Origin of the sequence: Streptomyces sp. NBC_00775, from assembly GCF_036347135.1 — a bacterium.
Lineage (GTDB): Bacteria > Actinomycetota > Actinomycetes > Streptomycetales > Streptomycetaceae > Streptomyces > Streptomyces lutosisoli.
The window spans coordinates 10415671-10442583 of the sequence record NZ_CP108938.1 but is presented as its reverse complement, the minus strand read 5'-3'; the positions used below and the strand labels follow the sequence as shown (position 1 = coordinate 10442583).

Genomic DNA, 26913 nt, shown 5'->3' with positions numbered 1-26913 from the left:
CCAGGCGACAAGTTCCGTTGCGAACCGCAGGGCGGACGCGGTGCGGTCATCGGGCCGTTTCGATGAGGGCGTTTCTCCACCAGCGGTGTCAATCACCTGCGGACGATCTCATGGCGCGCGACCAGATGCCAGGTGTTTCGGAATGACGTAGCCGCACAACCCCTCCGCCGCACGCCCCCAGCGACAACAAGCCGAAAGCCCGCCCGGCACCCCTCAGAGGCGCCTGGCGGGCCCGACTCCGGGAGCCTCAGCCAGGCACCGCCTCCCGCAGGGAGGCGAGCAGTTCCGTGCCGTCGGGGACGCCCAGACCCGTACAGGCATCCCAGCCGGGGGCCGCACGGAAGTCACCGTTCGTACCCACAGTGATGTCACGGAATCCGCGCGGGATGTGTCCGGGCGTGACGTTGGCGTACAGCAGGGGCTGGAGCATGCCGAGCGGATGGCCGAGCGCCTCGACGAGTCGGCAGGTCAGGGCAGCCCAGAGCGGGGCGACGGCACTGGTGCCGCCGATGACCAGGCGTTGACCGTCCACCAGTACCTCGTAACCGGTGGCCGGGTCAGCGACGCCCGAAACATCCGGTACGCCGCGGCCCGGAGCACCTCCGTTGTGCGGAACGCCAACGCTGGTCTGCCAGGCCGGAAGGCGGAACGCTTCGCTGACCCCACCGCCGGTGGCGCCACCTCCGTCGCCGCCCCACACTTTTTCGCTGCTCACGGCACCAGTGTCGGGGTCGGCGTCCAGACGGGTGCCTCCGCAGGCCAGCGCATGCGGGCTGGACGCCGGGAAGTCGGTGTGCGGCTGACCATCGCCGACCCCGTCGTCACTGCCGTCGTCACCGGCCGCGACACACACCGTCACGCCGAGCGCCGCGGCGTCGGCGAGCGCCTCGTCGAACACCGCGCGGGCCTGGTCGGTCCAGAAGATCTCCGGCGCGCCCCAGCTGATGCTCAACGCTGCCGGCGTCGGGGTGGCGTGCACCGCAGCGCTCACCGCGTCAACAAAGCCTTGGTCGTCGTTGTGCGCGAAGTACACCTGCTGGTGGGCGCCGGGTGCCAACGCGCCCGCGACCTGAATGTCCAGCAGCACCTCCCCGTCGGCGCCGTCCGGGTCCGCGCCCGGCACGTTGCGGCCGGTTCCGACACTCACCATGGTCACCCGGGGCGTCGGCACGCCGAGGGACGTGAAGTACGTCTCCAGTTCGGCCGGGTCGGCGCCACCGCCCAGTTCGATGATCGCCAGCGTCTGGCCGCTGCCGTCGGTGCCGGGAGGGAACCGGTACACCTTGGAGAGCTGATTCGGTTTGTAGGAGATCTGGCGCCCCCTAGCCCGTGCGCGCCGCAGACGGGGACGGGCTTGCGGCCGGTCGTCCAGTCCGAGCACCGCCACGACCACGCCGTCCAGCTCGTCGGGCACATGCAACGGGCCCTCGCGGTGGCGGTGCTCGATGGGCGCACCGCCGGTCGGGTCCGGGCTGGAAACCCGGGACAGCTGGGTCCCGAACGCCGCGGCCATCTCGTCCGCAGTGCCCGTCACCTTGGCGCGCCGGGAGGCCAGATCGACATCGGTAACCCGAAGACCTTGGCGGCCCAGCACATCGCGCACCAGGTTTGCATCGGCCGGGTCGGCACCGTACTGCTCGGCCAGCTCGGCCTGCGAGATCGTCTCGGTCCCCACGATCAGATCGCGCGGAACCTCCGCTCGACGGCGCAGCATGACCGTGGCCTCGATCGGCGTCGAGCCATCGACGGGCCCCACGTAGAGCGCGCTGGGCGCGGCCGAGCGCTCACTCCCGGGAATGGTGGAAAATCGTTCGCTCATGGCACAAAGTATCGACCCGACTACTGTCAGTCCGCACATCGAACGGCGTCGACCCGGCATTCAGTACGCCCGTGATACGTCCGGCCCGATCTCGTCTTCCCTGGGTGTCCCGGGCGCGCCAGCAGGCGCCGGCGGGACCGACGCCAGGGTGCGGCACCGCGGGACGGCCTCGGCCCTCATGGTCCGCGTCGGCCAGCCCTCGGCCCGGGAGGGCCCAGGAGCCGGCCGGGCCAGGCCAGGCCAGGCCAGGCCATCGAGTGAGTCACATGGTGGTCAGTCCGTCTCGTATTCCGGTCGATGATCCGATGCCGGGCGCACACTGGATGCAGATGGCCATGTGTCGTGAGCCGAACATGGAGGTGGGCCATGAGCACCCTCGAAGAACACATCGACGTCGGAGTTCCGATCGACACGGTCTGGGAGAGCCTCCACCGGGTGGAGGACTATCCGCGCTTCGTGGAAGGAGTGCGCGAGGTCCGCACGGAAGAGGACGGCCGAGCACATCTGGACCTCGAGGCCAGCGGCCGGGTTCGGGAGCTCGAGGCCGAGGTCTCCGACCGCAAGGGGGAGGGCGTGATGGAGTGGCGCACCACGGGCGCCCCCGAGCTGGTGGGTTCCTTCTCGCTGCAGCCGATCAACGAGAACCGCACTCGGGTCCAGGCACGGCTTGAGTACGACCCCGGCACGATCAGGGAGGCCCTCGGCGGGCCGAAGGGATTCGCCCAGGCGAACGCGATCGAACGGCTCGTCCGCAGCGATCTGGAGCATTTCAAGGAGTGCGTGGAGCAAGGACGGTGAGCAGGAGAAAAGGCGGGTGCTGCCAGGCCGTCAAGGACTGCAGCCTCCGCTAGGAGCCGCCGCGCGGCGAGCTGGGGTCCTGCAGCTCGTGCTCGCGGTGGTGTGTCGACGATGGGTCGGGACGCGTCGCACGAGCGCGTGGACGCGGGTGACAGCGGCGGAATGCTCTCCCCCGGAACAGCGACATCAGGCAGGCGGTACGCCGGTCAGGTCTCGATCACGGCATCGCAGTCCGGGCAGACCACAGATGCGTACGCCTCGGGGTACCAGGGCGCCCCGAGGCGCTCGGAAGGCTTCCAGTCGGCCGTCTCCATGGCGAAGGTGTCCTTGCCGCAGAGGGTCCGCGGTCCCGTGGCGGCGGGTGCCCCCGGGGCGAAGGGCGCCGCGTGCACCCTGCGGACGGACCGTTCCGCACCAGCCGGCATCCCCGGGGAAAAGCGCGTGGCCCTCGGCTTGTCGAGCTCGTACACGACGACGATCCCGCTCATTCCTCCGAAGTCGCTCACTCCTCCACAGTAGGCGGCCACGCGGCCGCCGCGCCCGCAGCCTCGAGCCGGGTGGTCATCCAGCCCCGCCCACCGGTTCGAGCCTGGCCACCTCGAACTCCACCATGATCTCGTCGGCCAGCCACAACGCGCCCAGGAACGCGGTGTAGGGCTTGATTCCCCAGTGGATTGCGTGACGGTCGCCCGGCCGCGCAACAGCCCGTCGCCATTGTTCTTCCCGTGCATCGTCACCGGGTGGGTCCGGGCTTTGATGGTGAGCTCGCCAGTGATCCCGTAGGACTGCGGCGTTCCCGTGATGCGGGTGGAACGGAAGCTGTCGCTGCGCCTTCAGCCCGCCCGTTCCCTCCCGGACCCCGCAGGGTTCCACGGCCGGCTGCGGGGCAGGGCAGGCCCGGGAGGCTGCCGGGCGCCAAGCGGAGCCGAGTGCCGCGGTCATCGACTCGCGGTCGGTGAAGGCCGGCGCGGTCGTCGGCTCCGGCAGGCCGGGGGCTATGAGGGCGGCAAGAAGATCAACGGCAGGCGCCGGCGCCTGATCTGCGACACCACGGCCTACTGCTGATGATCAACGTGACCGCGGCCTCGGCCGCCGACCGCCAGGCGGTCGCCGACATGCTCCCCGTCCTGCGTGCGCGTTTCCCCACGATCACCAGGCTGTGGGCCGACGACGGCTACACCGGCGTCCTGATCACCTTGGCCCTCGCCGTCCTTCCTGCACCTGGTCGTCACTGTGATCAAACGCAGCGACGACGTCGGCGACTTCGTGGTGCTACCACGCCGTTGGGTGGTAGCACGATCTTTCGCCTGGCTGCTTCGCTCGCGCCGTCTGGCCCGCGACTACGAGCGGCGCCCGGACTCCAGCGAGGCGATGATCATGTGGTCGATGACCCAGCTCATGATCCGCCACCTCGCAGCCCCGGCGCGAACGCGGACCGCCCCGAAGACTCCTTGACCAGCCGGCCCCTCGCCACCAGCCGGTTCGTCTGCGACCGCACCCCCTCGGTCTTCGAGCGCACCGGCGCCACCCCGAGCGCCGACACGATCTCCTTGCAGCTTCAATGAGCCACCCTGGGCAGCAAGGACCGCCGGCAGCCGCCCTTAGTCCGCCGACAGCACCGAAGCCTCATGCCCCTCACACCACACCGGCACCACCGACCTCGGAACCGGCATCGGCATCGGCATCGGGTTCTCGGTCGCTGGACCATCGGCCCCGGCCGTAACGTCGTCATGGTCAGGGCCAGCGAGGACCTCGACCACCGTCTCCCGTGAGATCACGAACCGCTCTACAACCCCGTTCCGCGTCCCGCAGCTGGGCAAGGATCCGGTCCGCCTCCTCCCGCAGCACCTCCACCTGCCGAGCGGCTTCCCGTGGACGCTCCTCCACAGACCGATCACTGAGGGCATCCCTGGACCTCCACCACCGCGACGACACGACGCCCTCTGCCTGCCACGGAACCCACGACGCCATGCCTGGCCAGCGGAAAGTCAGCTGTCACGTCCGGAGGGACAACAGCTTCTCAGGCCGTCAGCCACTTCTCGGTGTCCCGGTGCTCGCCAAGGCCCACGCTAGTGAACTCATCGTCCCGCTCACCAGCAAGTGCGCCGAGTTCACGCAGGGCCCGGCAGACCGGGGTGCCTTCGGCCGACGGCGGCTCACCCTCCACGAGGTGAAGCGGCCCCAGGGCGAGTTGCCCGTTACGCCAGACCGCCACGTTCTCCTCGCCTACGCCCCCGAAGTACTCGGATTCGACATAGGCAACCGGGCCTTCTTTCGACCACTCGGCCAGTACACGGTCGAAGCCGGCTGGAAGGCTCCAGAAGTCGGTACGACGCTCCTGGGCGGCATCGGTAACCGCACCCGACAAGGCTTCAGACATGGGTATCAGTGCCAGGTCTTGCTGCAGATCTACAACGCGAGCGGCAGCCATACCACTCGTCACCGTTGCCAGCAGACCGCTCCTCGCGATCACTGCCTTCAGGTCATAGCTCAACTCTCTCGCCCTCCCCGTTGCTCTTCATTCCGCTGATCTTGGCACCCCGCGTCACCTCGATCGGTGGGCATGCCCAGCCCACGCACACCCCGGACGTGACAGCCCCAGAGAGTCAGTACCGAAAGCTGGCCTTCTCCTCTGAGAGATAGATCATCCAAGGCCGGATCGTCTCACCGCCGTCCACGGGCGGCTGTGACCCACGGCCTTCATGCGGCGGGTTCCACGTTCCAAGCCTCGGGCAGATCGCTGCCGCAGAAGACGCAGACGAAGTCGTCCTCGCGCACGATGTTGCGCTCCTGGCAGTCAGGGCACCTCCGGAACACCACCTCATGGGTGAAACCGGACGGACGCCCGAGCTCTACGTCGTCCAGAGCACGGGCGACTGCTGACCAGGAGCTGACGTCCGGGCAGTACCCGGTGGAGTGGTTGCTGACGTCGCCCACGGCCCATCGGCCTGCCTCGCGCAAGAAGCAGATCTCACCGGCGCTCAGAACCATTGCTCCGCCGGCACAAGCCACGTGCTCGCTTCGCCGCGGCGCCAGCCGAAGCACACCGTCCGTGCCGACCACGAAGGTGAACGGTTCGGCCAACTCCGCCGCCGATCTCTCAGCGACCCAACTTCCGAAGTCAGCCACCGAGCTGATCCGACACCCTCCGCTGCCAGGCCGGACCGCAGCCTTCAGCTCGACCGGTCCGACATATCGGTAACTCCGCCCCCGCACGCTCATGCGAGCCAACCTAGAACACTTCCGACACACGCCCTAGTAGCAGCTCAGCAACCGCCTCACCCGCTGACCCAGTTCACAGACGCTCTCCAACACTTCGGGACGCTTCGCCATCACGGCTGGTGACGAACTGCCACTGCCCGATCCATTCGGGGACTGGCCAGTTGGTGATCCCGGACCAGACTGGGCTCACCAAACCCAATTCGCATAGTCGCCCATCCCCACGTCGTCGCAGAACGTCTCCCAGAACCCGTCCTTTGCGAGAGCAGTGCCATCGATCGCAGAGATGACCTCGCGAACCTCTTCCGCCACCTCCTCGCATCTCTCTTCATCGTCCTCATAGAACGGGAAGCGTGCGATCACGGCTGCGACGCATCGGTTGAAGGACTTGAGGTCTTTGTTGACGTGGTTGGCCACCGCTGACGCGACCTCGGGGACGTGCACCATACGACCAGTGGCCGCATCGATGGCGACCCGTCCAAAGAGGCCACTCGTTGCGATGGCCACGAGTCCACGCTCACCAGTCCCATCGAGGACCGCCGCCTCGCTCAACGGCCGGTACTCGTAACCGATCAGGCCTCCTGGGATGCCGGTCTCACGGAGATCGGCAGCGATCTGGGCAGGCACCCCGGATGAGGTCTTGACATGGATAACGATGAACTCCGGCTTCGGCAGCTGCGGCAGAGGTTGGCTCACGAGGAAGATCCTTCTCTACTCGGCCGCGCTGCGACTGCGGCACTCTGTCACACCAACGCGACCGCCGACTCGCAAACTGTTGCGCTCCAAACTCGCGAAGCGAGGGTACGTGTTCCTCGGCACGGTCACCGCCGCTGCTCTGGTGTGGCTCCGTTCGTGACCGCCCGCGCCGGAGGATGTCCACGCAGGGCGATGCGTGATCAGAAGATGGCCCAGGCTTCCCTCGGCAGAGGGTGATAGACGTCGTCGATGGCAGCGGCAGGCAGGAAGACTGGACGTGTGGCCAACCGATCGCCGGCCCGCTGCACGCACAGCACCAACCCGAACGTCAGCGATCCAGCATCCGCTCCGGGCAAGTACAAGAGCTCCGTATAGGGTTCCCGGCTCTCAGCACGATAGAACAGCCACTGCTCCAGCTCGGAGGGAACTCGGCCGACCAGTGCCGCCCCGTCGGCGAGAACCTGCGGACCCCGCAGCGCGTCGATCGAAGCGCCGCACAAGCTCTCACAGGCCGCGAAGTAGAGTGTCAGGCCGATCTCGGAGTAGGCGTGGCACGCGATGTCCCCATGCGGGTCGTGCTGGCGAACGCCCGCGCGGAGGCCGCCGAGCGCAGAGCAATCCTCAGGACTTGTGGATCGGTTCCAGGAGGTCACGTGGACGGCGTACCTTCCCGAATGATCCTGTGATGGTCACCGAGTAGGCCCGAGTTCGCAGCGCGGGTCGGGAAGGCACGCCCGTGCTCAGCGCAGTCACCGACGACGGTTCCATCCAGTCCGGCTCCTTGATCGACGAGATCGTCCGCGAGGGCGCCCGCCGCATGTTGGCCGCCGCTTTGGAGGCTGAAGTCGACCAGTACATAGCCGAGTTGGTGGCTGGGACCGACGATCACGGGCGGCGACTGGTGGTCCGCAACGGCCACCACCCGCCCCGGACCATGGTCACCGCGGCCGGGCCAGTCGAGGTCCGGGTCCCGCGCGTGAACGACCGCCGTGTCGACGAGGCCACCGGCGAGCGCAAGCGGTTCTCCTCGACGAACCTGCCGCCGTGGTGCCGCAAGTCCCCGAAGGTCTCCGAGGTGCTGCCCCTGCTCTACCGGCACGGCCTCTCCTCGTGGGACTTCGTGCCCGCGCTGGAGCAGTTCCTCGGCTCCGCGGCCGGCCTGTCACCAGCCACGGTGACCCAGCTGACCAGTCAGTGGCAGGACGACCACGCCGCCTTCAAAGACCGCGACCTGTCCCAGACCGACTACGTCTACGAGTGGGCCGACGGCGTCCACCCCAAGGTCCGGCTCGGACAGGCTCACTCCTGTGTCCTGGTCCTGCTCGGCGTCCGCCTGGACGGCACCAAGGAGCTGATCGGCCTGACCGAGGGCCTGCGCGAGTCCACCCGGTCATGGGCCGACCTGCTGCGCGACTGCCGCCGACGCGGCATGCGCGACCCCGAGCTGGTCGTCGGCAACGGCGCGATGGGACGGTGGAGCGCACCGGCCGAGGTGTTCCCCGCAGCCCGCCACCAGCGCTGCGGGGTCCACGAGGCTCGCAATGTCACGAACGCCCTGCCGAAGTCCGCTCAGCCGAGCGCAACGAAGGCGATGCAGGAGATCTTCAACGCCGAGGAACTGCTGGCGTTCTACGACTTCCCGGCCGAGCACCGGATCCACCTACGGACCACGAACCCGATCGAGTCGACGTTCTCCACCGTCAAGCTCCGCACCAAGGTCACCCGCGGCGCCGCCAGCCCGGCCGCGGCGCTTGCGATGGTGTTCAAGCTCGTCGAGTCCACCCAGGCTCGCTGGCGCGCGATCACCGGCGCCCACCTCGTGCCCCTGGTCCGCGCGAGTGCCCGGTTCAAGAACGGCGTCCTGGTCGAGCGAGAGGAGGCAGCCGCATGAGCGAGATCCCCGGCCCCGGCAGCCGTCGTAGCAGCGTAGAACTGCAGATTGACCGGGTCATCGTCGCGTCCCTCGAAACGGCGACTGTCAGTGTGCGCTGCCTGCGGGGGCCGGTCCGTCGCGGTGCCCGCTTCAACTGGCTCAGCGGTTCAGCACAAGCGATTGACCTGACGCTGACGCAGGCCGTCGTCTACGGGCATCGGATGGCAGAACTCGACACTGGCCTTACCGCCTTCGTGGCTCTCCGAGGAGATGGCGTCCAGCGTCTCATGTCGGGCACCTTGGCCTCCGGATGGCAGGTCATCCAAGGCGCCAACCCGTTGTTCTAACCCAGCGATCCACAGGAATTGACAATTAAGGGCTGTCCCGTAACGGGACAGCCCTTAGTCAAGGGAGAAGTCGATGCGCCCCAGACAGCACCAGGTCCCGGCAGCGACTGTTCGCTGCCGGGACCTCTTGCCGCGCCCTGGCCATCCCCACGGCGATTGTGCGGACCGGGCGGGAGTCGTCTCCGCTGCAGGACGGCGCGCCCGGGGCATCGCGTGAGGACTTATGCGTTAACCAATCCGCGGTCCTGGTTTGGGTCTTCGGGACGGTCTGCCAGCTCCTTGTGCAGGCGCCCGCCCTCAACGTCGACGTTGGACAGGACCCGGTCCAGCCACTTCGGCAACCACCACGCCTTGTGGGCGAGGAGTGCTCTGTCAGCTGCACCATCCTCACCTCGTTGATCACGGCGTAACAGGCCGCGATCAGGGAGCAAGTGATGGATGTACGCGATGAGCTGATGGAGGGCCAGCAGGTCACTCCGTGGGACGAGTTCGAAGAGCACTTCGACAAGCGCAAGGTCGAACTCGGCGCATGCGGACGCCCCTACGGCACCCCCTGCCAGCATGAACACGCCCCGTTGACTGAACGAGCCACGTTGATTACGCAGTTCAGGGCACAAGTGAGGTCGTCGCCCAGTACGGTCTGCGGTCGTGATGGACGATCGTGCGCCCGAGCGGGATCTGTCGAGGCTGGCCGTTCCTCGGTGGGGTCGGCTGGTGGAAACCGGCGACAACCTCGTCGCCCGCATCGCCAAGGCCGAGCGCGAGGGCTGGCTCGGCGAGGTCGAAGGACTCCGGGTTAGCCTGGCCGGCGCCGAAGACGAGCTTGCTCAAATGGACCGACGAACTCCCGGCGGCACGGCGATCAACCTCGGCATGCCACGCACAGCCCGAGCTCAGCCCGTCCGGGAGGAGGGAACGGCTCTGCTGAGACAATCCCTGGATGACCAGCAATGAGATCCGGTTCGACTGCCGACACCGGGGCGACGGCGGCCCGCTCGTGATCGTCCCCCGCATCGACGGAGCACCACTCACTGAGCTGATCGACGGGTTCGAGATCGCGGCCGGGATGCAGCCCGCAGGCGATGCCTACGGCGGTCTGATCCCGGAGTTCTTCCGGTTCGGCCCGATGCAGGACCACTTCCTCGGACGGTCCACCAACGCGATGGGGCCGAAGACACCTGTTCTCGGTTGTGAATGCGGAGAGTGGGGATGTTGGCCTCTCATGGCCCGAATCACCGCAACAGCCGACCTCGTGACCTGGGACGCCTTCGAGCAACCGCACCGCGAGACCCGCGACTATGCGGCATTCGGTCCGTTCCAGTTCGACCGTCACCAATACGGTGACGCCTTGCGGGCCCTGAGCGCGTTGATCGACTCCGACGTCGACAACACACGCGCATGAGCACCACCGGGCGCGGCCTGCTGGGCTGACGGACGGGGAAGCAGTTCATGGAAAGATTCGAGACAGAGAGCCTGGCGCTTATACCTGGCCAGAACGTTCGGGCCAGAATCCTGAGCCATCACCCATGGGGTGTGGTCGTTGAGATTGCCGGTTACGAGGAAGCCGGCCTGTCGGCCTCCATCGACATGATCGAACAGTTTTCCCGGACCACGAGCAGCCACGACGAACTACTCGCGCTCTTTCCACCCATCGGTTCGCAGATCGATGCAGTAATTGAGCAAATACACCGCTGGCATCCGCCGGTATCAGTGCGGCTCAGCATCCGACCTGCCGACCTGGAGTCGCTGGCCTGGCGCTGCGACTTCTGTGGTGAACGAGTCACGTTGAGCCCAGGTGGAGACGCCCTCGTCCTGGACTCGCGGAGCAACGACGGTCCAGGAAGCCACACCATCATCTCTCACCGGCACTGCTTGGCCGAGCGAATCCGCCCAGAGAACACCGGAGAGCGGGCGCGAGCATTGAAGATCGGGAAGATGTGCTGAGGGTCGTACGGTCCGCGCCAACTGCCCACCGGCATGGCTGAGCCCGACAGCTCATTCGGCAGGAACCAACCGGTAGTTCAGAGAAGCCTGCATCCGGTGTCGCATGCTCCAGGTCAGCCCGAAGATGATCAACCGGCTTGACGACCTGGAAGCCGACCTCATCACCCGCAGAGCCCGCGCCCAAGCCGAGGGCTGGGCCGGTGAGCTCGAAGGGCTCGACCTCACCCTCCAGTTCCTCCGCGCCAAGCGCGACGACACCCAACGCCGAACGCTCCACCGTCGGCCTCGGGATCCCTACTCCACGCACCGCAGGAGCCCCATGACAAACCGGCCCAGGACCATCCGAACGACAACCGGCGCCAAGCCGGCGTGCGGACGGCACCAGGCCCCTGAGCATCGGCGGCGTACCGCTAATTTCTCTTCCGATACTTCCCACCGGCCGCGACGTCCGCTGCGTCCGCTGCGTCCGCTGCGCCAGGATTGCACCCCAGAAAGGCTCAGACCCTGAACGCCTCACTCGCAGAAGCACTCTCCGTCGCCCTGCTCCTGGCGGTGCTGGCCTGCGCGGTGATCCGGCCGTGGGGCTGGCCGGAGGCGGTCGTGGCCGTCCCCGCCGCCGGGGTGGTCATCGCCACCGGCGCGATCTCGCTCGACCACGCGGCAGCCGAGGCCGCCCGGCTGGGCCCAGTGATCGGCTTCCTCGCGGCCGTGCTGGTCCTGGCCCAGCTGTGCGACGACGAGGGCCTGTTCCACGCCTGCGGCGCCTGGATGGCCCGCAGAGCCGCCGGCCGCCCCCGCCGCCTGCTGATCCTCGTCTTCGTGACCGCCTCACTGATCACCGCGGTCCTCAGCCTGGACGCCACGGTGGTCCTGCTGACCCCGGTGGTGTTCGCCACCGCCGCCCGGCTGGGCGCCCGCGCCAAACCGCACGTCTACGCCTGCACCCACCTGTCGAACACCGCCTCGCTGCTGCTGCCGGTCTCCAACCTGACCAACCTGCTGGCGTTCGCCGCCAGCGGCCTGACCTTCACCCGCTTCGCCGCGTTGATGGCCCTGCCGTGGCTGGTCGCCATCGGTGCCGAGTACGTGGTGATCCGACGCTACTTCGCCACCGATCTGGACGCGGGCGCCGAGGCCCCGCCCGCCGACGAGCCCCGCAAACTGCCGCTGTTCGCCCTGCTCACGGTGGTGGGCACTCTGGCGGGCTTCGTCCTGACCTCGGCGGTCGGCATCAACCCCGCCTGGGCGGCGGCCGCGGGCGCGGCCGTCCTGGCGGTCCGCGCCCTGGTCCAGCACCGCACCACCCCCACGGCGATCGTCCGTGCCGCGGCCCTGCCGTTCTGCGCCTTCGTGCTGGCGCTGGGCATCGTGGTCCGGGCGGTGGTCGACAACGGCCTCGCGGACGCGCTGAGCCACGTAGTTCCCGGCGGCACCGGCCTCTGGGCCCTCCTGGCCATCGCGGCACTGGCGGCCGTACTGGCGAACGTCATCAACAACCTGCCCGCCGTCCTGGTCCTGCTGCCCCTGACCGCCCCCACCGGCCCGGGAGCCGTCCTGGCAGTCCTCCTTGGGGTCAACATCGGCCCGAACCTCACCTACGCCGGCTCGCTGGCCACCCTGCTGTGGCGGCGCATCGTGCGCGAACACGACACCGACGTGGACCTGGGCGAGTTCACCCGGCTCGGACTGCTCGCCGTGCCCGCCGCCCTGCTGCTCGCGGTAGTGGCACTGTGGGTCTCGCTCCAAACGATCGGAGGCTGAACGCCATGACCGTCATTGTCTGGATCGTGGAGGGCACCTGGCCCGCCTGCGTCGACGCCGCGCGCACCCACGCACCCGCGGACGCCGACATGGTGCTGCTCCACGTCACCGGCCACGATGTGCCGGGCGCCGCGCACGGCGCCTACGCCGGACTGCTGGGCCGCGCACGCCCCGACCGCGACCCCGGCACCGCAGTGGAACACCTGGCCGCCGCCTCCGCCGAACAACTTCTGGCCGCCGCGGCCGAGCGGCTGGGACGCCCGTGTACCCGGCAAGAGCGCTCGGGCCGCGTCGAACGGGAAGTCGCGGCCGCCGCAGAAGGCGCCGACCTGCTCATCCTCGCCCGCGACGGCGACCGCACCCACCTCGGACCCCGCAGCCTCAGCCCCGCCAGCCGCTTCATCGTCGACCACGCCCCCTGCCCCGTCCTGCTGGTCTGGCCAGAGACCGCACCCGGCACTGCCACCATCCCGCCACCACCACCCCACCCGCCGCACCACCGCTAGCCACGGCTCCGCGCGGTAACGCTCGCCGCCTGGCTGGAGGCGATGGCCTCGTTCGAGAACCGGGCCCGGGAACGCGGGGACGTCGAGGATGCGGCACCGCTCGTCGAGCCAGCGACTCGCTTTGCTCGCGTCTGCCCGCGGATACGCGTCACCTGAACACGCGACCTCACCAGTCGGGCCACACCACACCGATACGCACCCATCCGAGCGAAGTGCAGATAAGCGAGCACTGCCGGTACGACGGCCATGCGGATGATGAACGTATCGAAGAAGACCGCGATTGCCAGGCGAAAGCCCATCACCTTGAGCATCTGCTCGCCGGAGCTGATGAAGCCGGAGAAGACCGCGATCATGATGACTGCTGCGGCGGCGACCACCCGGGCACCGTGCTGGCACCCGGTGACGATGACCGGAGCGACACATCATCGACCGCCCAGGCATCCGGGCCGATCTGAGGCACCATCCGCTCCGCAATCCGACACCGCACCGGCACCGAATCCCAGGTCGACTGGTTCACGAACTGCTGCAGGTTCTGCTCGTTGCCATCCGGCAGCCGCTCCGCCATCGGCTGGATCGACTTACGCCGCCCGCCCAGCATCAGCCCCCGCAGACAGCAGTCACCCTTCGCCCGCTGATGCGCGGCACCGACGCGAACACATCAGCTACGAACAACGCCAACTTTGCCCGAGCACGGTTCACTTCATGTGAGCCCACACACCAACATGCCCCCAAAACAGGACCGCGAGACAGACCTGACGGAGTCCTACTACTACTAGTGCCGCATCAGGCAACGTTCGCCGTGTCCACGATCTCGCGAAGGCGTTCGTCGGCGGCGTGCTTGTTCCGCCAGAAGATGTAGCGGCGGATCATGCTGCCTGCTCCTTGTGGCTGGCGTGCTCGGTTCCGTCCAGCCTGACGGTCACGCGCCACCCAGGACAGGACCGGTGGCGCGTCAATCACTTCTATAGACCTGCCACCGCCGGTCTGTCAGTGCTCGGGTTAGTTCGGCGTCGTACTGATCGGCGTCGAAATAAAACGCTGGGGGCCGCACCCTGTCTATGGGCACCTGCCAGTCGGACCACTCCACGATCCCGCCGTGACGCTGCACGAATACGGACAGGTAGCCACAGCATCCGCCCGTGCACTCAGGCTCGCCCAGCACTACACGTCGCCCCTCGCCGGTCGCCCAGAAGGGACCGTGACCGTGGGCGGGCAGCGCCTCCTCCGCAAGCGGGCCGCGGCCTCCCTCGCCGACCGCCTCTGCCACCACTTCCTCACCGTCGATCCGGAACTGCAACTGGGCAGCCCATCGGCGGCCCGATGGCAACGCACTGACCTCAAGCCGATTGAGCACCCGAGCACCCTACGTGCGTACTGGCCGTCACAGGTCCTTTCCTGCGACCAGGTGTGGGCGTCTGGCCAACTATCAGTCGACGTCCCCAAGAGGCGAACGTTGCCTGATGCGGCACTAGGACCTGATCCAGGCAATCGAGAGGACCAGAGCCGTGCCGATCACAGTGCCGACAGATTCCAGGATCGCGTGAACAACTAGGCCAGAGCGGTCAGCCACAGCCCAATCCCGGCCTGCATAGATTGGTATGTCCGTCACGAGCTCTTCATCGTCTGCGAAGGTCAAACCTTCGATCTCGCCTCTCCCCTGCTGTCCGCCAGGCAGACGCCACGCGCCCTGGCATGGGCCGTTCCAGTTGCAGTGCACGTATCCTTCGGTCTTCGTCTGGTGCCCGTCGATGAACCGGTAGGTGTTCTTCGCGGCGAACCACAACGGCAGCGCAAGCGCACACAGGCACACGACCAACACCACCCGTTGCCAAGGCTTGAGCCCAACTATCAGATCTGCGCTCCACGACCATGGGCCCACGCCCCGCACCTCACCTTCTGTGACCACCACATCGGATCCCAGATGGCCGACGGCGTGCCTCTCAAAGCATGGCAGGCCGCCACCAGCCGATTCAGGAAAGCGCACCAAGACCCTGAAGCTGCCCGTCCGGCAACCCGTAGTTGCCCCACCGTGAACTCGACGTCCTCGTGATCGATTCGCTCTACACGTCATCCACGCACCAGAGGGTAGACGCAGGCGGTTCCACCTGTAGACAAGGCGAACATTGCCTGATGCGGCACTGGGACGTGTTGGAGATGTGGTCACAGTCCTTGACGTATCAGGGTGAGTTGGACGGTGGCTTCGTGGCGGACGGCGAGCTTGTCGTACCGGGTCGCGAGGCCGCGGGCCTGTTTCAGCGGCCCGATCCGGCTCTCGACCTTGTGCCTGCGGTTGTACATCTCGCGGTCGAAGCTGGGTGGCCGTCCGCCGGCCGTACCGCGCCGCAGACGGTGTCCGGCCTGGTCGCGCTTCTCCGGGATGGCGTGCGGGATCTGCCGGCGGCGCAGGTATTCGCGGATGGCCCGGGAGGAGTCGGCCCGGTCGGCCAGCACGTGGCCCGGCCGGGTGCGTGGATGCCCGCCGCCGATACGCGGGACACGGATGCGGTTCATGACCTCGGTGAACACCGGGGCGTCGGCTCGCTGTCCGGCGGTGACTACGGCCGCCAGGACGTGGAAGGACGCGTCGACGGCGAGGTGCGTCTTGGTGGTCAGACCACCGCGCGAGCGGCCCAGCGCGTGGTCGTCCGGCTCGGGCGCCACGCCGTTGGCGGACGCCCGGCCCGGACCGTGAGCCCCCTTCTTGCGGGCCCCGGCCTCGTGCTGGCGGGCCCGGCAGACGGTCGAGTCGACCGACACCTCCCACTCGATGTGCCCGGCCGCATCCGCTGCGACCTGCAGCACCGTCGCCCACGTGCCGTCGATCTGCCAGCGCCGGAAGAGGGTGTACGCGGTCTCCCCCGGACCGTAACGCTCGGGCACGTCCCGCCAAGGGCGAGCCGGTTCGCGCCCGCCACCAGATCCCGTCGAAGACCTGCCGACGGTCGCGTGGCGGCCGGCCCATCTTCGGCAACGGCGGCAACAGCGGTTCCAGCCGCCGCCATTGTTCGTCCGTCAGATCGCCCCGAGCCACCCCCTCAGGGTCCGGTGTCATCCCCAGGTATGGCACGGCTTCGCGCGGTCCGACCGAAGTCGCCCATCGGAACGGGAACTGCGGCTGACTTCACGGCCCGCTTACGCCGGGACGATGGAACGGTCCCCAGAAAGCAGTACCCGTAGGGACAAGGGAGTGTCGTCGCCGGATCCAGTACGGCGGTGTCCGGCCTCGGTGCCGTAGGAAAACCGATAGCGAGAGGAAGTACCGAAGATGGCCAAGCTGCAGAGCCTGGACCCGATTACCCCGATGTTCGCTCAGTTCAAGGAGAAGACCGGGCCTATCGTCCTGGCCAACACCTTCTTCGTTCCGAAGGAGAGGACTGAAGCGTTCCTGACCCTCTTTCGGAAGCAGGCGGAGTTCATGAAGGCTCAGTCGGGATTCGTCTCCCTGCAGATGCACAAGGGAACGGCGGAGAGTCAGCTTCTGATGAACGTCGCGGTCTGGGAGTCGACCGAGGCGCTCGCCACGGCGCTCGGCAGCCCGGAGTTCCAGCGCATGGCGGCCGAGTTCCCCGACGACATCGTGTCGTACCCGCACATCTTCGAGCAGATCGACGTATGACACGGCAGCTGTCGCCGGAGGAGGGCAGCCGGAGAAGCCCTGCCCTCCCCCGGGCAGTCACGCATCCATGCACCATGCCGGGTCGCCGAGGCCGCCGAGACCGCCGAGCACCCCACCACGCGCAGCCCCGTCCCTGAAGAGGAGTCACTATGACCGTGGAACTGAATCACACGATCGTCCCCGCCCGTGATCCGCAAGCCTCGGCGCAGTTCCTGGCAGAAATCCTCGGCCTGAGTGTCGATCCGCCGGTGGCGCACTTCACGCCGGTCACGCTGGCCAACCAGGTCAGCCTGGACTACGACCAGTTGGACGACTTTGAGCCACACCACTACGCGTTCATGGTCAGTGAGCAGGAGTTCGACGCCGCCCTCGCCCGCATCCAGCACGGCGGAATCACCCACTACGGCGATCCCGCATGCCAAGAAATTGGGCAGATCTATCACAGTGAGCGCACCATAGGCCGCAGGGGCACCTACTTCCACGACCCCGACGGGCATCTCATGGAAATCCTCACCCCGGGCGGCGCCGGGTCGTGAGGCCGATGGCGGCCCAGCGGATCATGGCTTCGCTGGTGGCGGGATCGTGTTCGTAGTCGCGGGCAGGCGGCGATGCGCGCTCAGCCGCGTCAGCCGTCCGTTCCACGACCCATCTGCAGGGCGGCACTGCGAAGCACTTCTGGTCTGCGGGTTTACGGACGATACTGACGGTCGTGCCCAGGGTCTGAGCGGCCCAGTCGACCAGAGGTCCGGCGAAATCGGCGTCGGCGAAGACGAACCGGCAGGCCGGCGCGGTCAGAGGCGCCCCGAGTAGGGCGATCCTGGCGCCCTGCCGGGCGGTAGGCGACCTGCCGTCCGCCGAGGCCCACGCTCCCTTGAATGCCGGGACAGCGCGAACGGACGGAACTGCTGGAGATTCGCGATCTACCAGACGGGCACTGGGCCCGCTCACCATCGTGCATGCGCGTCGCCGCGACATCCGCAGAGCCTGCGTCTTGTGGGACCCGGGGCGCATGATCCTCTACAACGGCTGGGAGTCGGCGCCGGCGGCAGCCGAAGCCGACCGGCTCGAAGGGGACGTCAGGAAGGCCAGCCACGGCAGGAGTAGCTACTCCAATGGCGAGTCCACCATGTGGCCGAACCGAGTGAGCAGGAGCGCCGCCGGACGCCGCGCTCTCCCCCCTGCTCCGGAGCGGTTCTCGTCCGAGTTGATTGCACTTCGACGCAGTCCTGCCCTCCCACCCTCGCTGTCAGCGATCGGACGTCTCTTCGCGTATCGGCTCGCGGCGGGCCCATCCGCACACGGCTTCTGGTTCGATGCGTGACCGACCGCTGTCGGGCAGTGAGGCAGCCACCGACTGGAGAGCGGGCTGGTGCTGCCGGGGTGACCATAGGAGATGTGAAGGAAGCGCAACCGGCAGCCGCCTTTGCCGGGCGGCTCCGGGAGCTGACCGCGGCGCCCTTTCTGTTCGCAGGCAGCGGCATGTCGTGGCGCTGCCTGGGGCTTGCAGGCCGGGAAGTGCTGCTGGAAAAGCAATGCGCCAACTTTCTCCGGCCGCACGCCTACTACCGTGCCACGGCGGGCGCGGATCTGCCCGGTGTCGCACATTTGAGCTCGGGACGTCCAGGAGCCGCGGTGGTCCGATGCGTACGCCGACCAAACAGTCGGCAAGGAGGCGGCGGACCCCCAGTCGGCTCACAAGATCCCCCCGCTCCGCCCACGCCCGGCGAGCTGGAAACCCCCAACCTGGTGGAACTGGTCGGCTTCTCCCCCCTCCTCGACCCTGGCACGTACCAGCTCGATGAGCTGCGGGAGGGTCTGGCGGAGCACATGGAAGACCGCGACCCGGGCAGGAACATGCACAAGACCGACTTCCACATGCGCGTACACATGCGCGTGTGCCTGTCCGACCTCCTGAAGCACGGCCCGGACTCTGCCCACATGCGAGGTGCGGGATGAGAGAACCGAACCCGGTCGAGGAACTGATCAGCGGCGCCGCACAGGACGCCGGCGGCTGGCTCGGGGCGCTGCCAGTGGCACAGGTGGCCACCAGCGCCGACGGAACGATCGTGCGCTGGAACCGGGCCGCCGTCGAGCTGCTCGGCTTCACCCCGCAGCAGGTGATCGGACGGCACATCGCCGAGCTGTTGCACCCGGGCGCGGACCGAAGCCTTGGCCGGTCGTTGTGGGAGGCGGCGGCCGGCGGACGGGGGGTCATGGGCACAGTCACCGCCTGGCACCGGGACGGGCACCCCGTGGAACTGGAGATCTGGGCAAGTCCCGTTCCCGACCGGCGTGACGACGCCTCCGCGATCCTGATCTTCGCCGCCGAGGCGCACACGGCCCGGCGTATCCGCGGATCGTCGGCGGTATGGGACGGATTGTTCGCCCGCTCCCCGGTCGGTATCGCTGTCCTGGACACACAGCTGCGATTCCTCCGGGTCAACCCGGCCCTGGAGCAGATGAACGGACTGTCGGAGTCGGCACACGTCGGCCGGCGCCTGGCCCAGCTGCTGCCCGAGGTCAACGCCGAGGACATGGAGGAGGCGATGCAGCAGGTCCTGGACAGCGGTGAGTCGATCTTGGACCGCCGCCACATCGGCCGCACGCCGGCCGACCTCGACCGCGACCGGGTGTGGTCATGCTCCTACGTACGCGTCGAAGACCCCGGCGGCCGGGCCATCGGCGTCATCGCCTCCCTGCTCGACATCACTGACCAGCAGCGCGCCCATTCCGAAGCCGAAGCAGGACGGCGCAGGCTCGCTCTGCTCAGCGAGTCATCCATCCGGATCGGCTCCAGCCTGGACCTGGAGCGCACCGCCCAGGAACTCGCCGACCTCGCCGTTCCCCACCTCGCCGATGCGGTCACCGTCGACGTCCTGGACACCCTCGCCCACGGCGACGAACCCGGCATGGGCCTGACCGGCGGTGTCGCCCTGCGCCGCTTGGGCAAAGCCCCGCTGACCGGCTCCGCGGTCGCTGATGTCCTCGCCCCGCTGGGCCGCACCCTCGACTTCCCAGCGGCCGCCCCCTACACCCAGGCTCTCGCCGGGCGCCAGCCGTTCCTGATCGCCCGCCTCGACGAGAAGGCCATCGCCCCCGCCGCCCGCCACACCAGCAAACCGGCGCAGCTGCTGAAACTCGGCGTGCACTCGTTCATGATGGCCCCGCTCGTCGCCCGGGACCTGGTGCTGGGCGTGGCGACCTTCTATCGCACGCGATCAGTCAGCCCTTTCACCTCCGAGGACGTGACGCTGGCCGGTGAGCTGGCCGCGCGTGCCGCGCTCAGCATCGACAACGCTCGCCTCTACCACCGCGAGCACGACACCGCGCTCACCCTGCAGCGCAGCATGCTGCCTCAGCACATCACCCCGCCCCCCGGGATCGAGGTCGCCCATCGCTACTTGCCCGCCAGCGACGTCAACGAGGTCGGCGGCGACTGGTACGACGTGCTGCACCTGCCCCGAGGCAGAGTGGCCCTCCTCATCGGCGACGTCATGGGTCACGGCACCCAGGCCGCAGCCGTCATGGGACGGCTCTCCGCCAGCGTCCGGGCACTCGCCCGGCTCGACCTCGAACCCGAGGAACTGCTGCACCAGTTGGAAGCAGCCCTCGACGATCTCGCCGAGCCGATGCTCGCCACCTTCCTCTACATCGTGATGGACCTGACGACCGGCCGCTGCCGCATGACCCGCGCCGGCCACCCGCCGCCCGTCACCGTCAGCCCCGGCGGCACCGTCCACGTGCTCGACCTTCCGCCCGGCACCCCACTCGGTGTCGGAGGCACCCGCTTCACCACCACCGAGACCACCCTGGAACCGGGCAGCATCCTCGTGCTGTACACCGACGGCCTCATCGAGTCCCGCGGCAGCGACATCGACGAACGCCTCGCTGAACTGACCCATCTGCTCGCCCAGCCCCACCCGTCCCTGACGGGACTGTGCGACAACCTGCTCACTCACCTCGCGCCGGGCTCCGCCGACGACGACATCGCCCTGCTGATCGCCCGCCTCCCCGGCGGCGGAACCGACCCGCACCTGAGCATGGAAGCGCGCGCACCCCTTCTTCGTTGACCCTCCGCCCCAGGCGGACCCAGTCGCCCAGCTCTCTCCCCCCAGCGCTCGGATACCGTCCAGGCATGGACACATCGGCCGACCCTCTATGACACCATTCGGCCCTTCTTCACAGACGACCAGTCAAAGACCCGCGATGCCGCCCCAAGGGTTGTCCCGTAAACGATCTCCGTGTCCTTCGTGGCCAATGGCCCTGTCTGCTGGTCGGGATGTGCGGCAGACTGGGGCAACAGACACGGTCGAGGGGAGGGCGCATAGAGCACGTTAGTGAGTCGATGACGGCTTGCAGTCCGTCGGTGACGGACGCGCTTGGTGCTGCTGGTTGGACAGCAGGTCGCAAGATCGCCACTAGGGACTGGAGACGGCAACTGACGGGTGCCGGGTTCGAACTCAACGACGTGGCGATAGCGGTCTGGGCCGAGTTCGGCGAGCTGACGATTGAGAGCTCCTCGACCCGTGTCCCCGGTTCATCACTGCACATGGACCCCGTTGACGCCTGCATCGACGCCGCCGAGGAAGCGTCCAAGTTGAGGCTTCACTACGGAGAGAACTACAGCCCTCTGGGCATGTGGTCGAGCCAGTTCTGTGCGTACATTGCGGCCAGCGGTCGCGTCGTCGCCGTGGGGCCGAACTGCCTCTGGCCGCTGGGTTCTTCCTTCATGGAGGCGTTGGCCTACGTGGTGGACGGCGATGGCGGCGTCAATCGTGCGGAACGGGCAGACTGGCTCGCCAACTGCCTGCCCGGCAGGTGAGACGATCTTGCCCTGGCTGGTGTGATCACGGCGTCAGAGCCCTCGTGGAGAGCCCCGTTTACCGGGCTGAGCCCACGGCAGTTCGCCAAGCTACTCACCACGTTGCGGCGCGAAGGCGCAGACCCGGTCCGCAAGGGCAGGCCCTGAAGCCTGTCGCTGGAGGACCGGGTGCTGCTGGTCACCGCGTGCTGGCGCACGAACCTGACGCTGCGGCAGCTGGCGCTACCGGGATTCATTCGCAGTGCTCCGGCCTTCAGGCCGGGGGTGAAGCGAATCTGACGGTGGCGACGCGGAGCGTCGCGGATTCCGGTCCGGCGGAGCCGGATGCCGCCTGTTCACCACCATGGCGCGGAGCGCCGCGATGGCTGCTCCGGCGGAGCCGGGCGATGCTCACACCGGCCGGTTCTGCTGCTCGATGTACTCCCTTGACCACCGAGAGCGGGGCGCCGCCGACGGTGCCGGCGAAGGAGGAACCGGACCAGAGCTTGTTGGCCCGCCAGTAGTGGCGTACCAGGTCGGGGAACTCCTGGCGCAGGCGGCGGGAGGAGACGCCCTTGAGGGAGTTGACGAGTTTGGTGACGGCGACCTTGGGCGGGAAGTTCACCAGGAGGTGGACGTGGTTGTCCCCACCGTTGAACTCCACCAGCTCGCACTCGAAGTCCGCGCACACCGACCGCATGATCTCCTCCATCCGCGTCAGGTGATCGTCCGTGAATACGTTGTGCCGGAACTTTGTCACGAAGACCAAGTGCACATGCATCACGAAAACACAGTGCCGACCAGTTCTCATCTTCTGCATCTCACCCATAACCCACATATGTAGCGTGGCGGCCATGCAGCTCCGGTACAGCTTCCGCCTGTACCCGGATGCCGGCCAACGCACCGCGCTGGCACGGGCGTTCGGGTGTGCCCGCGTCGTGTTCAACGACGCCGTGCGCGCCCGCGAACACGCCCGCCGAGCGGGCGAGGCCTTCCCGGCGGCCGGTGAGCTGTCGAAGAGGCTGATCACTGAGGCGAAACGGACCGAGGCCCGCTCCTGGCTGGGCGAGGTCTCCGCCGTCGTGCTCCAGCAGGCGCTGCGCGACGCGGAGGCCGCCTACAAGAACTTCTTCGCCTCCCTCAAGGGCCAGCGGCAGGGCGCGAAGATGGGTGCACCCCGGTTCAAGTCCCGCAAGGACAACCGGCAGTCGATCCGCTTCACGGCCAACGCCCGCTGGTCGATCACCGACAACGGGCGGCTGAACCTGCCCAAGGTCGGGGCGGTGAAGGTGAAGTGGTCACGGACTCTGCCCACCCAGCCCTCCTCGGTCACCGTGATCAAGGACGCGGCCGGACGGTACTTCGCCTCCTTCGTCATCGACACCAACCCGCACACCGACGCCACCCGGATGCCCGACACCGACCAGATCGTCGGCATCGACCTCGGCCTGACCCACTTCGCGGTCCTGTCCGACGGCCGCATGATCGACTCCCCCAGGTTTCTGCGCCGCGCGGAGAAGAAACTCAAAAGAGCCCAGCGGGAGTTGTCCCGCAAGCAGAAAGGCAGCAAGAACCGCAAGAAGGCCCGCCTCAAGGTCGCCCGCGCCCACGCGAAGGTGACCGACGCGCGCAAAGAATTCCACCACCAGCTCTCCACCCAGCTGATCCGCGACAATCAAGCGATCGGTGTGGAAGACCTGGCGGTCAAAGGACTCGCGCGCACCAGACTGGCCAAGAGTGTCCACGACGCCGGATGGTCGGCGTTCGTGACCATGCTGGAGTACAAGGCGGCCCGGTACGGCCGGACCCTGGTCAAGATCGGCCGGTTCGAGCCGACCTCCCAGACCTGCTCGGCCTGCGGGGCCAAGGACGGACCCAAGCCCCTACACGTACGGTCATGGACCTGTGCTGCCTGCGGTGCGGTCCATGACCGGGACCACAACGCCGCGATCAACGTCAAAACGGCCGCCGGACTGGCGGTTGCAGCCTGCGGAGCGCCGGTAAGACCAGGACTCGTCCTGGCACAGCGCGAAGAAACAGGAAGCCACGGATTCTCTCCCGAACCCCGTGCCGCGTAGCGGCACAGCAACGGACGAGAAAGCCAGAATCCTCGGGCTTCAGCCCGAGGAGCAAGTCAATGTTCGGCGTCTCGAAGAGTCCGCGGCCGACCGCATCATCGACCACCTGGGGCCGGCGCTCGCGTTGCAGCCCCGTAAGCGGTTCCGTCAGGACACTGTGCTGATCGTGGACGACACCCTGGTGCCCACGCGTGACCATACGGTCGCCGCGCAGTCCAAGAACTATCGGTACTCGACGAACCACCAGGTCGTCATCGACGCCGACACCCGGCTCGTCGTCGCGGTCGGCCGGCCCCTGCCGGGCAACCGCAACGACTGCAAGGCGTGGGAGTTGTCCGGAGCGAAGGACGCCGTCGGCACCACCACCGTGATCGCCGACGGCGGCTACCGGGGCACCGGCCTGGTCATCCCGCACCGCCGCGAACCCGGCCAGACCGAACTCCCGGCCTGGAAAGAGGGACACAACGCGTCCCACCGCAGGGTCCGCGCCCGCGTCGAGCACGCCTTCGCCCGGATGAAGACCTGGAAGATCCTCCGGGACTGCCGGCTCAAGGGCGACGGCGTCCACCACGCGATGCTCGGCATCGCCGGCCTGCACAAGCTCGCCCTCGCCGGGTGACGAAGGGGCAGGCAGGTCAACGAACACGTCGTAGATCATTTATGGGACAGCGCTTGGCTGCTGTACTTCCGTTGCTTGCCCCACCAGAGCTCGCCCACCAGGCTGAAGGCCTGCGCGATGACGTGTGGGCTCTCGCCGCCAACAGCGCCCCTTACCGGCGGCGAGCGATCAACACACTCGCCAGCTGGGGCGAGGACATCACACTCTTCCAGCAGTACAGGCACACGCCCGCTGGCGTCAGCGCGCACGCTGAAGGCTTTGCCGACGATCCGCCTTTCTCAAACCACCTTTGAGTCCCCCACCCGGTTGTGTGAAGAAGACCAGAAAAAACCGGTGATGTCACCGTCCGGATCAGCCGTGAGCCGCAACTCGAGTCGTGCGAACCGGAGCGTTCCGAAGTCGGCGACCGGTTCCGGCAGATCGAAGAAGCTTCGGCACGTATAAGTTCCTGTCAGGAACGTGGCGTCCATCATGATCTGCTGTCGGTTGCGACCGATGTCGCCCTATTTCGCCCTAAGGATCGTGGAGGCAGACCGCGACTCGGTAGCCGCCAAACTCGGCTGCGACTCGTTGAATTGAGGGAAACCGCGTTCCGCAGACGTCGTACTCCGCAGCCGGTGTCCCGGCCACGGGTATTCCCGCTGGCTCGGCCAGACACTGTTCGACGGATTTCCCGAAGACGACCCCGATGGGATTTTCGTCAACGGCGGTGGGAGACCTGATCTCCTTCTTTTCACCGCCGGTGAGGAAATCTTCCTTCTCCGACTTGAGGACTATTCATCGCTGCGCGATATGACGGTGTGTCCGCATGCCCGGCACCGGCCGGATGTGGCTTGATCTTCGGGCGGTCCCACGCAGGGACCGGAACATCGAACCCATTCGGCATCCCTTATCAAGGAGTCCCGAGCGTGAGACTGACCATGCACCATGCGGTATCCCCACGACGTGGCGCCGGGGCCACAGCCGAACGGCTGCGACACCCGGCCCGGCGCAGCGCCCTCCTGCTCGCCATGGTGGCACTGCCGGCGGGGCTGGTTGTGCCCCTGGCCACGCCCGCCGAGGCGGCGCCCGTGACCGTCACCTTCACCCCCGGCGCCAACCAGCCCTTCACCGTCCCGTCCGGCATCGCCCAACTGACCATCACCGCCACCGGCGCCTCAGGGCAGAACGGGACCAACGGAGGAGTGGGCGGTGGCGCCTCCACCGTCACCGGCACCGTCAACGTGCCGTCGGGCACCACCACCCTCTACGTCAACGTCGACACAGGCGGAGGCACAGCAGGCGGTAGTTTCGCCGACGGCGGCGCCGGCGGCGGAGCCAGCGACGTGCGCACCTGCGACTCCACTACCTCCGGCTGTTTCCTCACCGGCGTCACCGCGACCGACCCCCGCCTGATTGTCGCGGGCGGCGGAGGAGGCGGAGGAGCCGGCGGTGATCAATACCCCGCCCCCGAGGTCACCGGAGGAGACGCCGGAGTCACCGGTCAGACGGGCGGCAGCAGGCCCAACGGCGGCGGAGGAGGAGGCGGGGGAACTCAGACGACCCCCGGCGCGGGTGGAGCCGCTTGCCCCGTTGTCGGGCTCCCACTACCCAGCACACCCGGCACCCCCGGTGGCGGCGGTACCGGCGGCAACGGTGGCGATCCCTACTCCGGCGGAGGCGGCGGAGCCGGCTGGTTCGGCGGCGGCGGGGGCGGTGGCTGCGACGAGATTCGCGCCAATGGGACGGAAGGGCCCGGTGGCGGCGGTGGCGGGTCCAACCGCGTCCCGGCGGGCGGTACCTCCGGACCCGCCACCGGCCCGGCCGCGGTGACCATCACCTACGAACAGGCCGACGGGAACAACGGCGGAGGCACCGGGCTGATCCCGCCCATCAACCTCAGCGGCATCCTCCCGATGTTCAACAACATCAGCGTCAACAACAACATCAAGAGCCCCGGCGCCAGCAACACCACCACACAGAACCTCGGCCTGAACGCGCCCTGAACCACGGCACGCCGCTCAGGAGCGTGCGGTGAGGTGAGCGGCCGTCGATGGCGGTCCCGGCGGATGCCGACGGGACCGCCATCGGTCTCTCGCTCCGTGATCCGCGGCGGCAGCGGCAACGACCGCTGTCCGACCGCGACGGCAATCACGCCCAGGCCCATGGGCGGCAGCCGCGGAGCCTGCCCGGCCCGGCTCCTTGTCGCGGTCGTCCTCCGGATCCGGCGGTGCGGCGGCCTGGCGGCGGGCTCCGGGACTGATCAAGAAGAGCCTTGGACCCGCGGACTCACTCTCGCGCAGGCTCATGACTGTGAGTGGTTCGCCCAGATCTACACCGACGTCGTGTTGACCAGAGCCGTTGGGACTTCCGCGACAACATGCGGGGGCGGACCGAATTTTGGTCGGATCGCCTGTCCGGGTGCGCACCGCGAGCCCAGATGCAGGCAGCTCTTTCAGCGTTTCCGCTCCAGGGTGAGGACGGCTGCGCAGATTGACGACATGCGATTCGGGCTGCATCGGGCTTTGCGGGAGATCCGCCAGGACTTCAGTCGTGCGACGCCGCGCTCGACCGGTGCCCGTGCCTCGGACAGCTCGCGGGTGACGATGAGCATCGTGACCCACTCGACCAGCACATGAGGCAGGCCGAGTGCGGCAGGACAGGGATCCAACACGGCTCCTTTGCCTATGGGTTGCGACGTCGAGCGCCTCCCCCAACGGCACGGGATCCTCGTGCGTTGCGCGCCCTGCCCCGTCACCCGACCAGTGACCACACCGAAAGAACTCAGTGGACGAAAGAGCCACCGGCCGCCCGCTGACGGCAGCTCCACTCCGCGGACTCCGGTCCGTCCTCCTCA

24 protein-coding genes and 7 pseudogenes are annotated in these 26913 nt (G+C 67.9%); 18 read left to right on the top strand and 13 right to left on the bottom strand.

The window, feature by feature from the left end; all coding sequences use genetic code 11:
* Positions 1-247: 247 nt before the first annotated feature.
* Positions 248-1819, bottom strand: coding sequence for a S53 family peptidase (locus tag OIC96_RS46595; protein WP_330302004.1), 1572 nt, complete (start codon positions 1817-1819; stop codon positions 248-250).
* 366 nt (positions 1820-2185) lie between these two features.
* Between OIC96_RS46595 and OIC96_RS46590 the strand changes: the two genes are divergently transcribed.
* On the top strand, positions 2186-2617 hold the full coding sequence (locus OIC96_RS46590; RefSeq protein ID WP_330302005.1) for an SRPBCC family protein: 432 nt from the start codon (positions 2186-2188) through the stop codon (positions 2615-2617).
* A 206-nt stretch (positions 2618-2823) separates the two neighbouring features.
* Here OIC96_RS46590 and OIC96_RS46585 read toward each other — a convergent pair whose 3' ends face one another.
* Positions 2824-3123, bottom strand: coding sequence for a hypothetical protein (locus tag OIC96_RS46585; protein ID WP_330302006.1), 300 nt, complete (start codon positions 3121-3123; stop codon positions 2824-2826).
* A 727-nt stretch (positions 3124-3850) separates the two neighbouring features.
* Here OIC96_RS46585 and OIC96_RS46580 point away from each other — a divergent pair.
* Positions 3851-4072, top strand: coding sequence for a transposase (locus tag OIC96_RS46580; RefSeq protein ID WP_443058491.1), 222 nt, complete (start codon positions 3851-3853; stop codon positions 4070-4072).
* A gap of 565 nt (positions 4073-4637) precedes the next feature.
* Here OIC96_RS46580 and OIC96_RS46575 read toward each other — a convergent pair.
* From OIC96_RS46575 to OIC96_RS46560, 4 genes are all read right to left on the bottom strand, one after another.
* Positions 4638-5111: a hypothetical protein gene (locus OIC96_RS46575; RefSeq protein WP_330302008.1), complete on the bottom strand. Its 474-nt coding sequence runs from the start codon at positions 5109-5111 to the stop codon at positions 4638-4640.
* Between the two features lie 206 nt (positions 5112-5317).
* Positions 5318-5839: a hypothetical protein gene (locus OIC96_RS46570; protein WP_330302009.1), complete on the bottom strand. Its 522-nt coding sequence runs from the start codon at positions 5837-5839 to the stop codon at positions 5318-5320.
* Positions 5840-6025: 186 nt separating this feature from the next.
* Positions 6026-6532, bottom strand: a complete 507-nt coding sequence (locus OIC96_RS46565; protein WP_330302010.1) for an SUKH-4 family immunity protein — start codon at positions 6530-6532, stop codon at positions 6026-6028.
* A gap of 200 nt (positions 6533-6732) precedes the next feature.
* Positions 6733-7185 (bottom strand): hypothetical protein, encoded by a 453-nt coding sequence (locus OIC96_RS46560; RefSeq protein ID WP_330302011.1) that lies wholly within the window; start codon positions 7183-7185, stop codon positions 6733-6735.
* A gap of 83 nt (positions 7186-7268) precedes the next feature.
* Here OIC96_RS46560 and OIC96_RS46555 point away from each other — a divergent pair, with 83 nt between their 5' ends.
* The 7 genes from OIC96_RS46555 to OIC96_RS46525 all read left to right on the top strand — a co-directional run bounded on the left by OIC96_RS46555 (position 7269) and on the right by OIC96_RS46525 (position 12963).
* Complete coding sequence (locus OIC96_RS46555) at positions 7269-8423, top strand: IS256 family transposase (RefSeq protein WP_330302012.1); 1155 nt, start codon at positions 7269-7271, stop codon at positions 8421-8423.
* On the top strand, positions 8420-8752 hold the full coding sequence (locus OIC96_RS46550; protein ID WP_330302013.1) for a hypothetical protein: 333 nt from the start codon (positions 8420-8422) through the stop codon (positions 8750-8752). The genes OIC96_RS46555 and OIC96_RS46550 overlap by 4 nt, the downstream gene beginning before the upstream one ends.
* Positions 8753-9403: 651 nt before the next feature.
* Positions 9404-9706, top strand: coding sequence for a hypothetical protein (locus tag OIC96_RS46545; protein ID WP_330309949.1), 303 nt, complete (start codon positions 9404-9406; stop codon positions 9704-9706).
* On the top strand, positions 9693-10154 hold the full coding sequence (locus OIC96_RS46540) for a hypothetical protein (protein WP_330302014.1): 462 nt from the start codon (positions 9693-9695) through the stop codon (positions 10152-10154). Before OIC96_RS46545 ends, OIC96_RS46540 begins: the two co-directional genes overlap by 14 nt.
* A gap of 47 nt (positions 10155-10201) precedes the next feature.
* Entirely contained in the window at positions 10202-10696 is a 495-nt protein-coding gene (locus OIC96_RS46535; protein ID WP_330302015.1) for a hypothetical protein, read from the top strand.
* A 504-nt stretch (positions 10697-11200) separates the two neighbouring features.
* The gene (locus OIC96_RS46530; protein WP_330309950.1) at positions 11201-12457 is read left to right on the top strand and encodes an SLC13 family permease; all 1257 of its coding nucleotides are present in this window, start codon (positions 11201-11203) and stop codon (positions 12455-12457) included.
* Positions 12458-12462: 5 nt separating this feature from the next.
* On the top strand, positions 12463-12963 hold the full coding sequence (locus tag OIC96_RS46525; protein ID WP_330302016.1) for a universal stress protein: 501 nt from the start codon (positions 12463-12465) through the stop codon (positions 12961-12963).
* A gap of 215 nt (positions 12964-13178) precedes the next feature.
* Here OIC96_RS46525 and OIC96_RS46520 read toward each other — a convergent pair.
* The 5 genes and pseudogenes from OIC96_RS46520 to OIC96_RS46500 form a co-directional block, all read right to left on the bottom strand.
* Positions 13179-13370 (bottom strand): annotated as a pseudogene (locus tag OIC96_RS46520) (MMPL family transporter); the annotation flags it as partial.
* 8 nt (positions 13371-13378) lie between these two features.
* A pseudogene (locus OIC96_RS46515) lies at positions 13379-13677 on the bottom strand (transposase); the annotation flags it as partial.
* A gap of 69 nt (positions 13678-13746) precedes the next feature.
* Positions 13747-13874: pseudogene (locus tag OIC96_RS46510) on the bottom strand (transposase); the annotation flags it as partial.
* Positions 13875-13915: 41 nt separating this feature from the next.
* Positions 13916-14317: a hypothetical protein gene (locus tag OIC96_RS46505; RefSeq protein ID WP_330302017.1), complete on the bottom strand. Its 402-nt coding sequence runs from the start codon at positions 14315-14317 to the stop codon at positions 13916-13918.
* A gap of 806 nt (positions 14318-15123) precedes the next feature.
* Positions 15124-16015 (bottom strand): IS5 family transposase gene (locus tag OIC96_RS46500; protein ID WP_330302018.1). Its coding sequence is split into 2 segments (ribosomal slippage): positions 15124-15855 and positions 15857-16015, totalling 891 coding nucleotides; the frame shifts between segments, so codons are not numbered across the junction.
* A gap of 213 nt (positions 16016-16228) precedes the next feature.
* On the opposite strand from OIC96_RS46500, the gene OIC96_RS46495 reads away from it, so the two are divergent.
* From OIC96_RS46495 to OIC96_RS46470, 6 genes and pseudogenes are all read left to right on the top strand, one after another.
* Positions 16229-16579: an antibiotic biosynthesis monooxygenase family protein gene (locus OIC96_RS46495; protein ID WP_330302019.1), complete on the top strand. Its 351-nt coding sequence runs from the start codon at positions 16229-16231 to the stop codon at positions 16577-16579.
* A gap of 149 nt (positions 16580-16728) precedes the next feature.
* Positions 16729-17115 carry a VOC family protein gene (locus OIC96_RS46490; protein WP_330302020.1) on the top strand — a complete coding sequence of 129 codons (387 nt, stop codon included), beginning with the start codon at positions 16729-16731 and terminating at the stop codon, positions 17113-17115.
* 859 nt (positions 17116-17974) lie between these two features.
* Entirely contained in the window at positions 17975-18535 is a 561-nt protein-coding gene (locus OIC96_RS46485; protein ID WP_330302021.1) for a hypothetical protein, read from the top strand.
* A complete protein-coding gene (locus OIC96_RS46480) occupies positions 18532-20649 on the top strand; it encodes a SpoIIE family protein phosphatase (protein WP_330302022.1) in 2118 nt (705 codons plus the stop codon). The genes OIC96_RS46485 and OIC96_RS46480 overlap by 4 nt, the downstream gene beginning before the upstream one ends.
* 296 nt (positions 20650-20945) lie before the next feature.
* On the top strand, positions 20946-21401 hold the full coding sequence (locus OIC96_RS46475) for an SUKH-3 domain-containing protein (RefSeq protein ID WP_330302023.1): 456 nt from the start codon (positions 20946-20948) through the stop codon (positions 21399-21401).
* A 12-nt stretch (positions 21402-21413) separates the two neighbouring features.
* Positions 21414-21647: pseudogene (locus OIC96_RS46470) on the top strand (IS5/IS1182 family transposase); the annotation flags it as partial.
* A 144-nt stretch (positions 21648-21791) separates the two neighbouring features.
* Here the strand turns inward: OIC96_RS46470 and tnpA are convergent.
* Positions 21792-22209, bottom strand: a pseudogene (tnpA, locus tag OIC96_RS46465) (IS200/IS605 family transposase).
* 25 nt (positions 22210-22234) lie between these two features.
* Here tnpA and OIC96_RS46460 point away from each other — a divergent pair.
* The 3 genes and pseudogenes from OIC96_RS46460 (at position 22235) to OIC96_RS46450 (ending at position 26062) form a co-directional block, all read left to right on the top strand.
* Positions 22235-23458, top strand: coding sequence for an RNA-guided endonuclease InsQ/TnpB family protein (locus OIC96_RS46460; RefSeq protein WP_330302024.1), 1224 nt, complete (start codon positions 22235-22237; stop codon positions 23456-23458).
* Positions 23368-24077, top strand: a pseudogene (locus OIC96_RS46455) (transposase). The gene OIC96_RS46460 and the pseudogene OIC96_RS46455 overlap by 91 nt, the downstream one beginning before the upstream one ends.
* Before the next feature lie 908 nt (positions 24078-24985).
* A complete protein-coding gene (locus OIC96_RS46450) occupies positions 24986-26062 on the top strand; it encodes a hypothetical protein (RefSeq protein ID WP_330302025.1) in 1077 nt (358 codons plus the stop codon).
* Positions 26063-26511: 449 nt separating this feature from the next.
* Here the strand turns inward: OIC96_RS46450 and OIC96_RS46445 are convergent.
* Positions 26512-26649 (bottom strand): annotated as a pseudogene (locus tag OIC96_RS46445) (IS5/IS1182 family transposase); the annotation flags it as partial.
* Positions 26650-26913 lie beyond the last annotated feature (264 nt).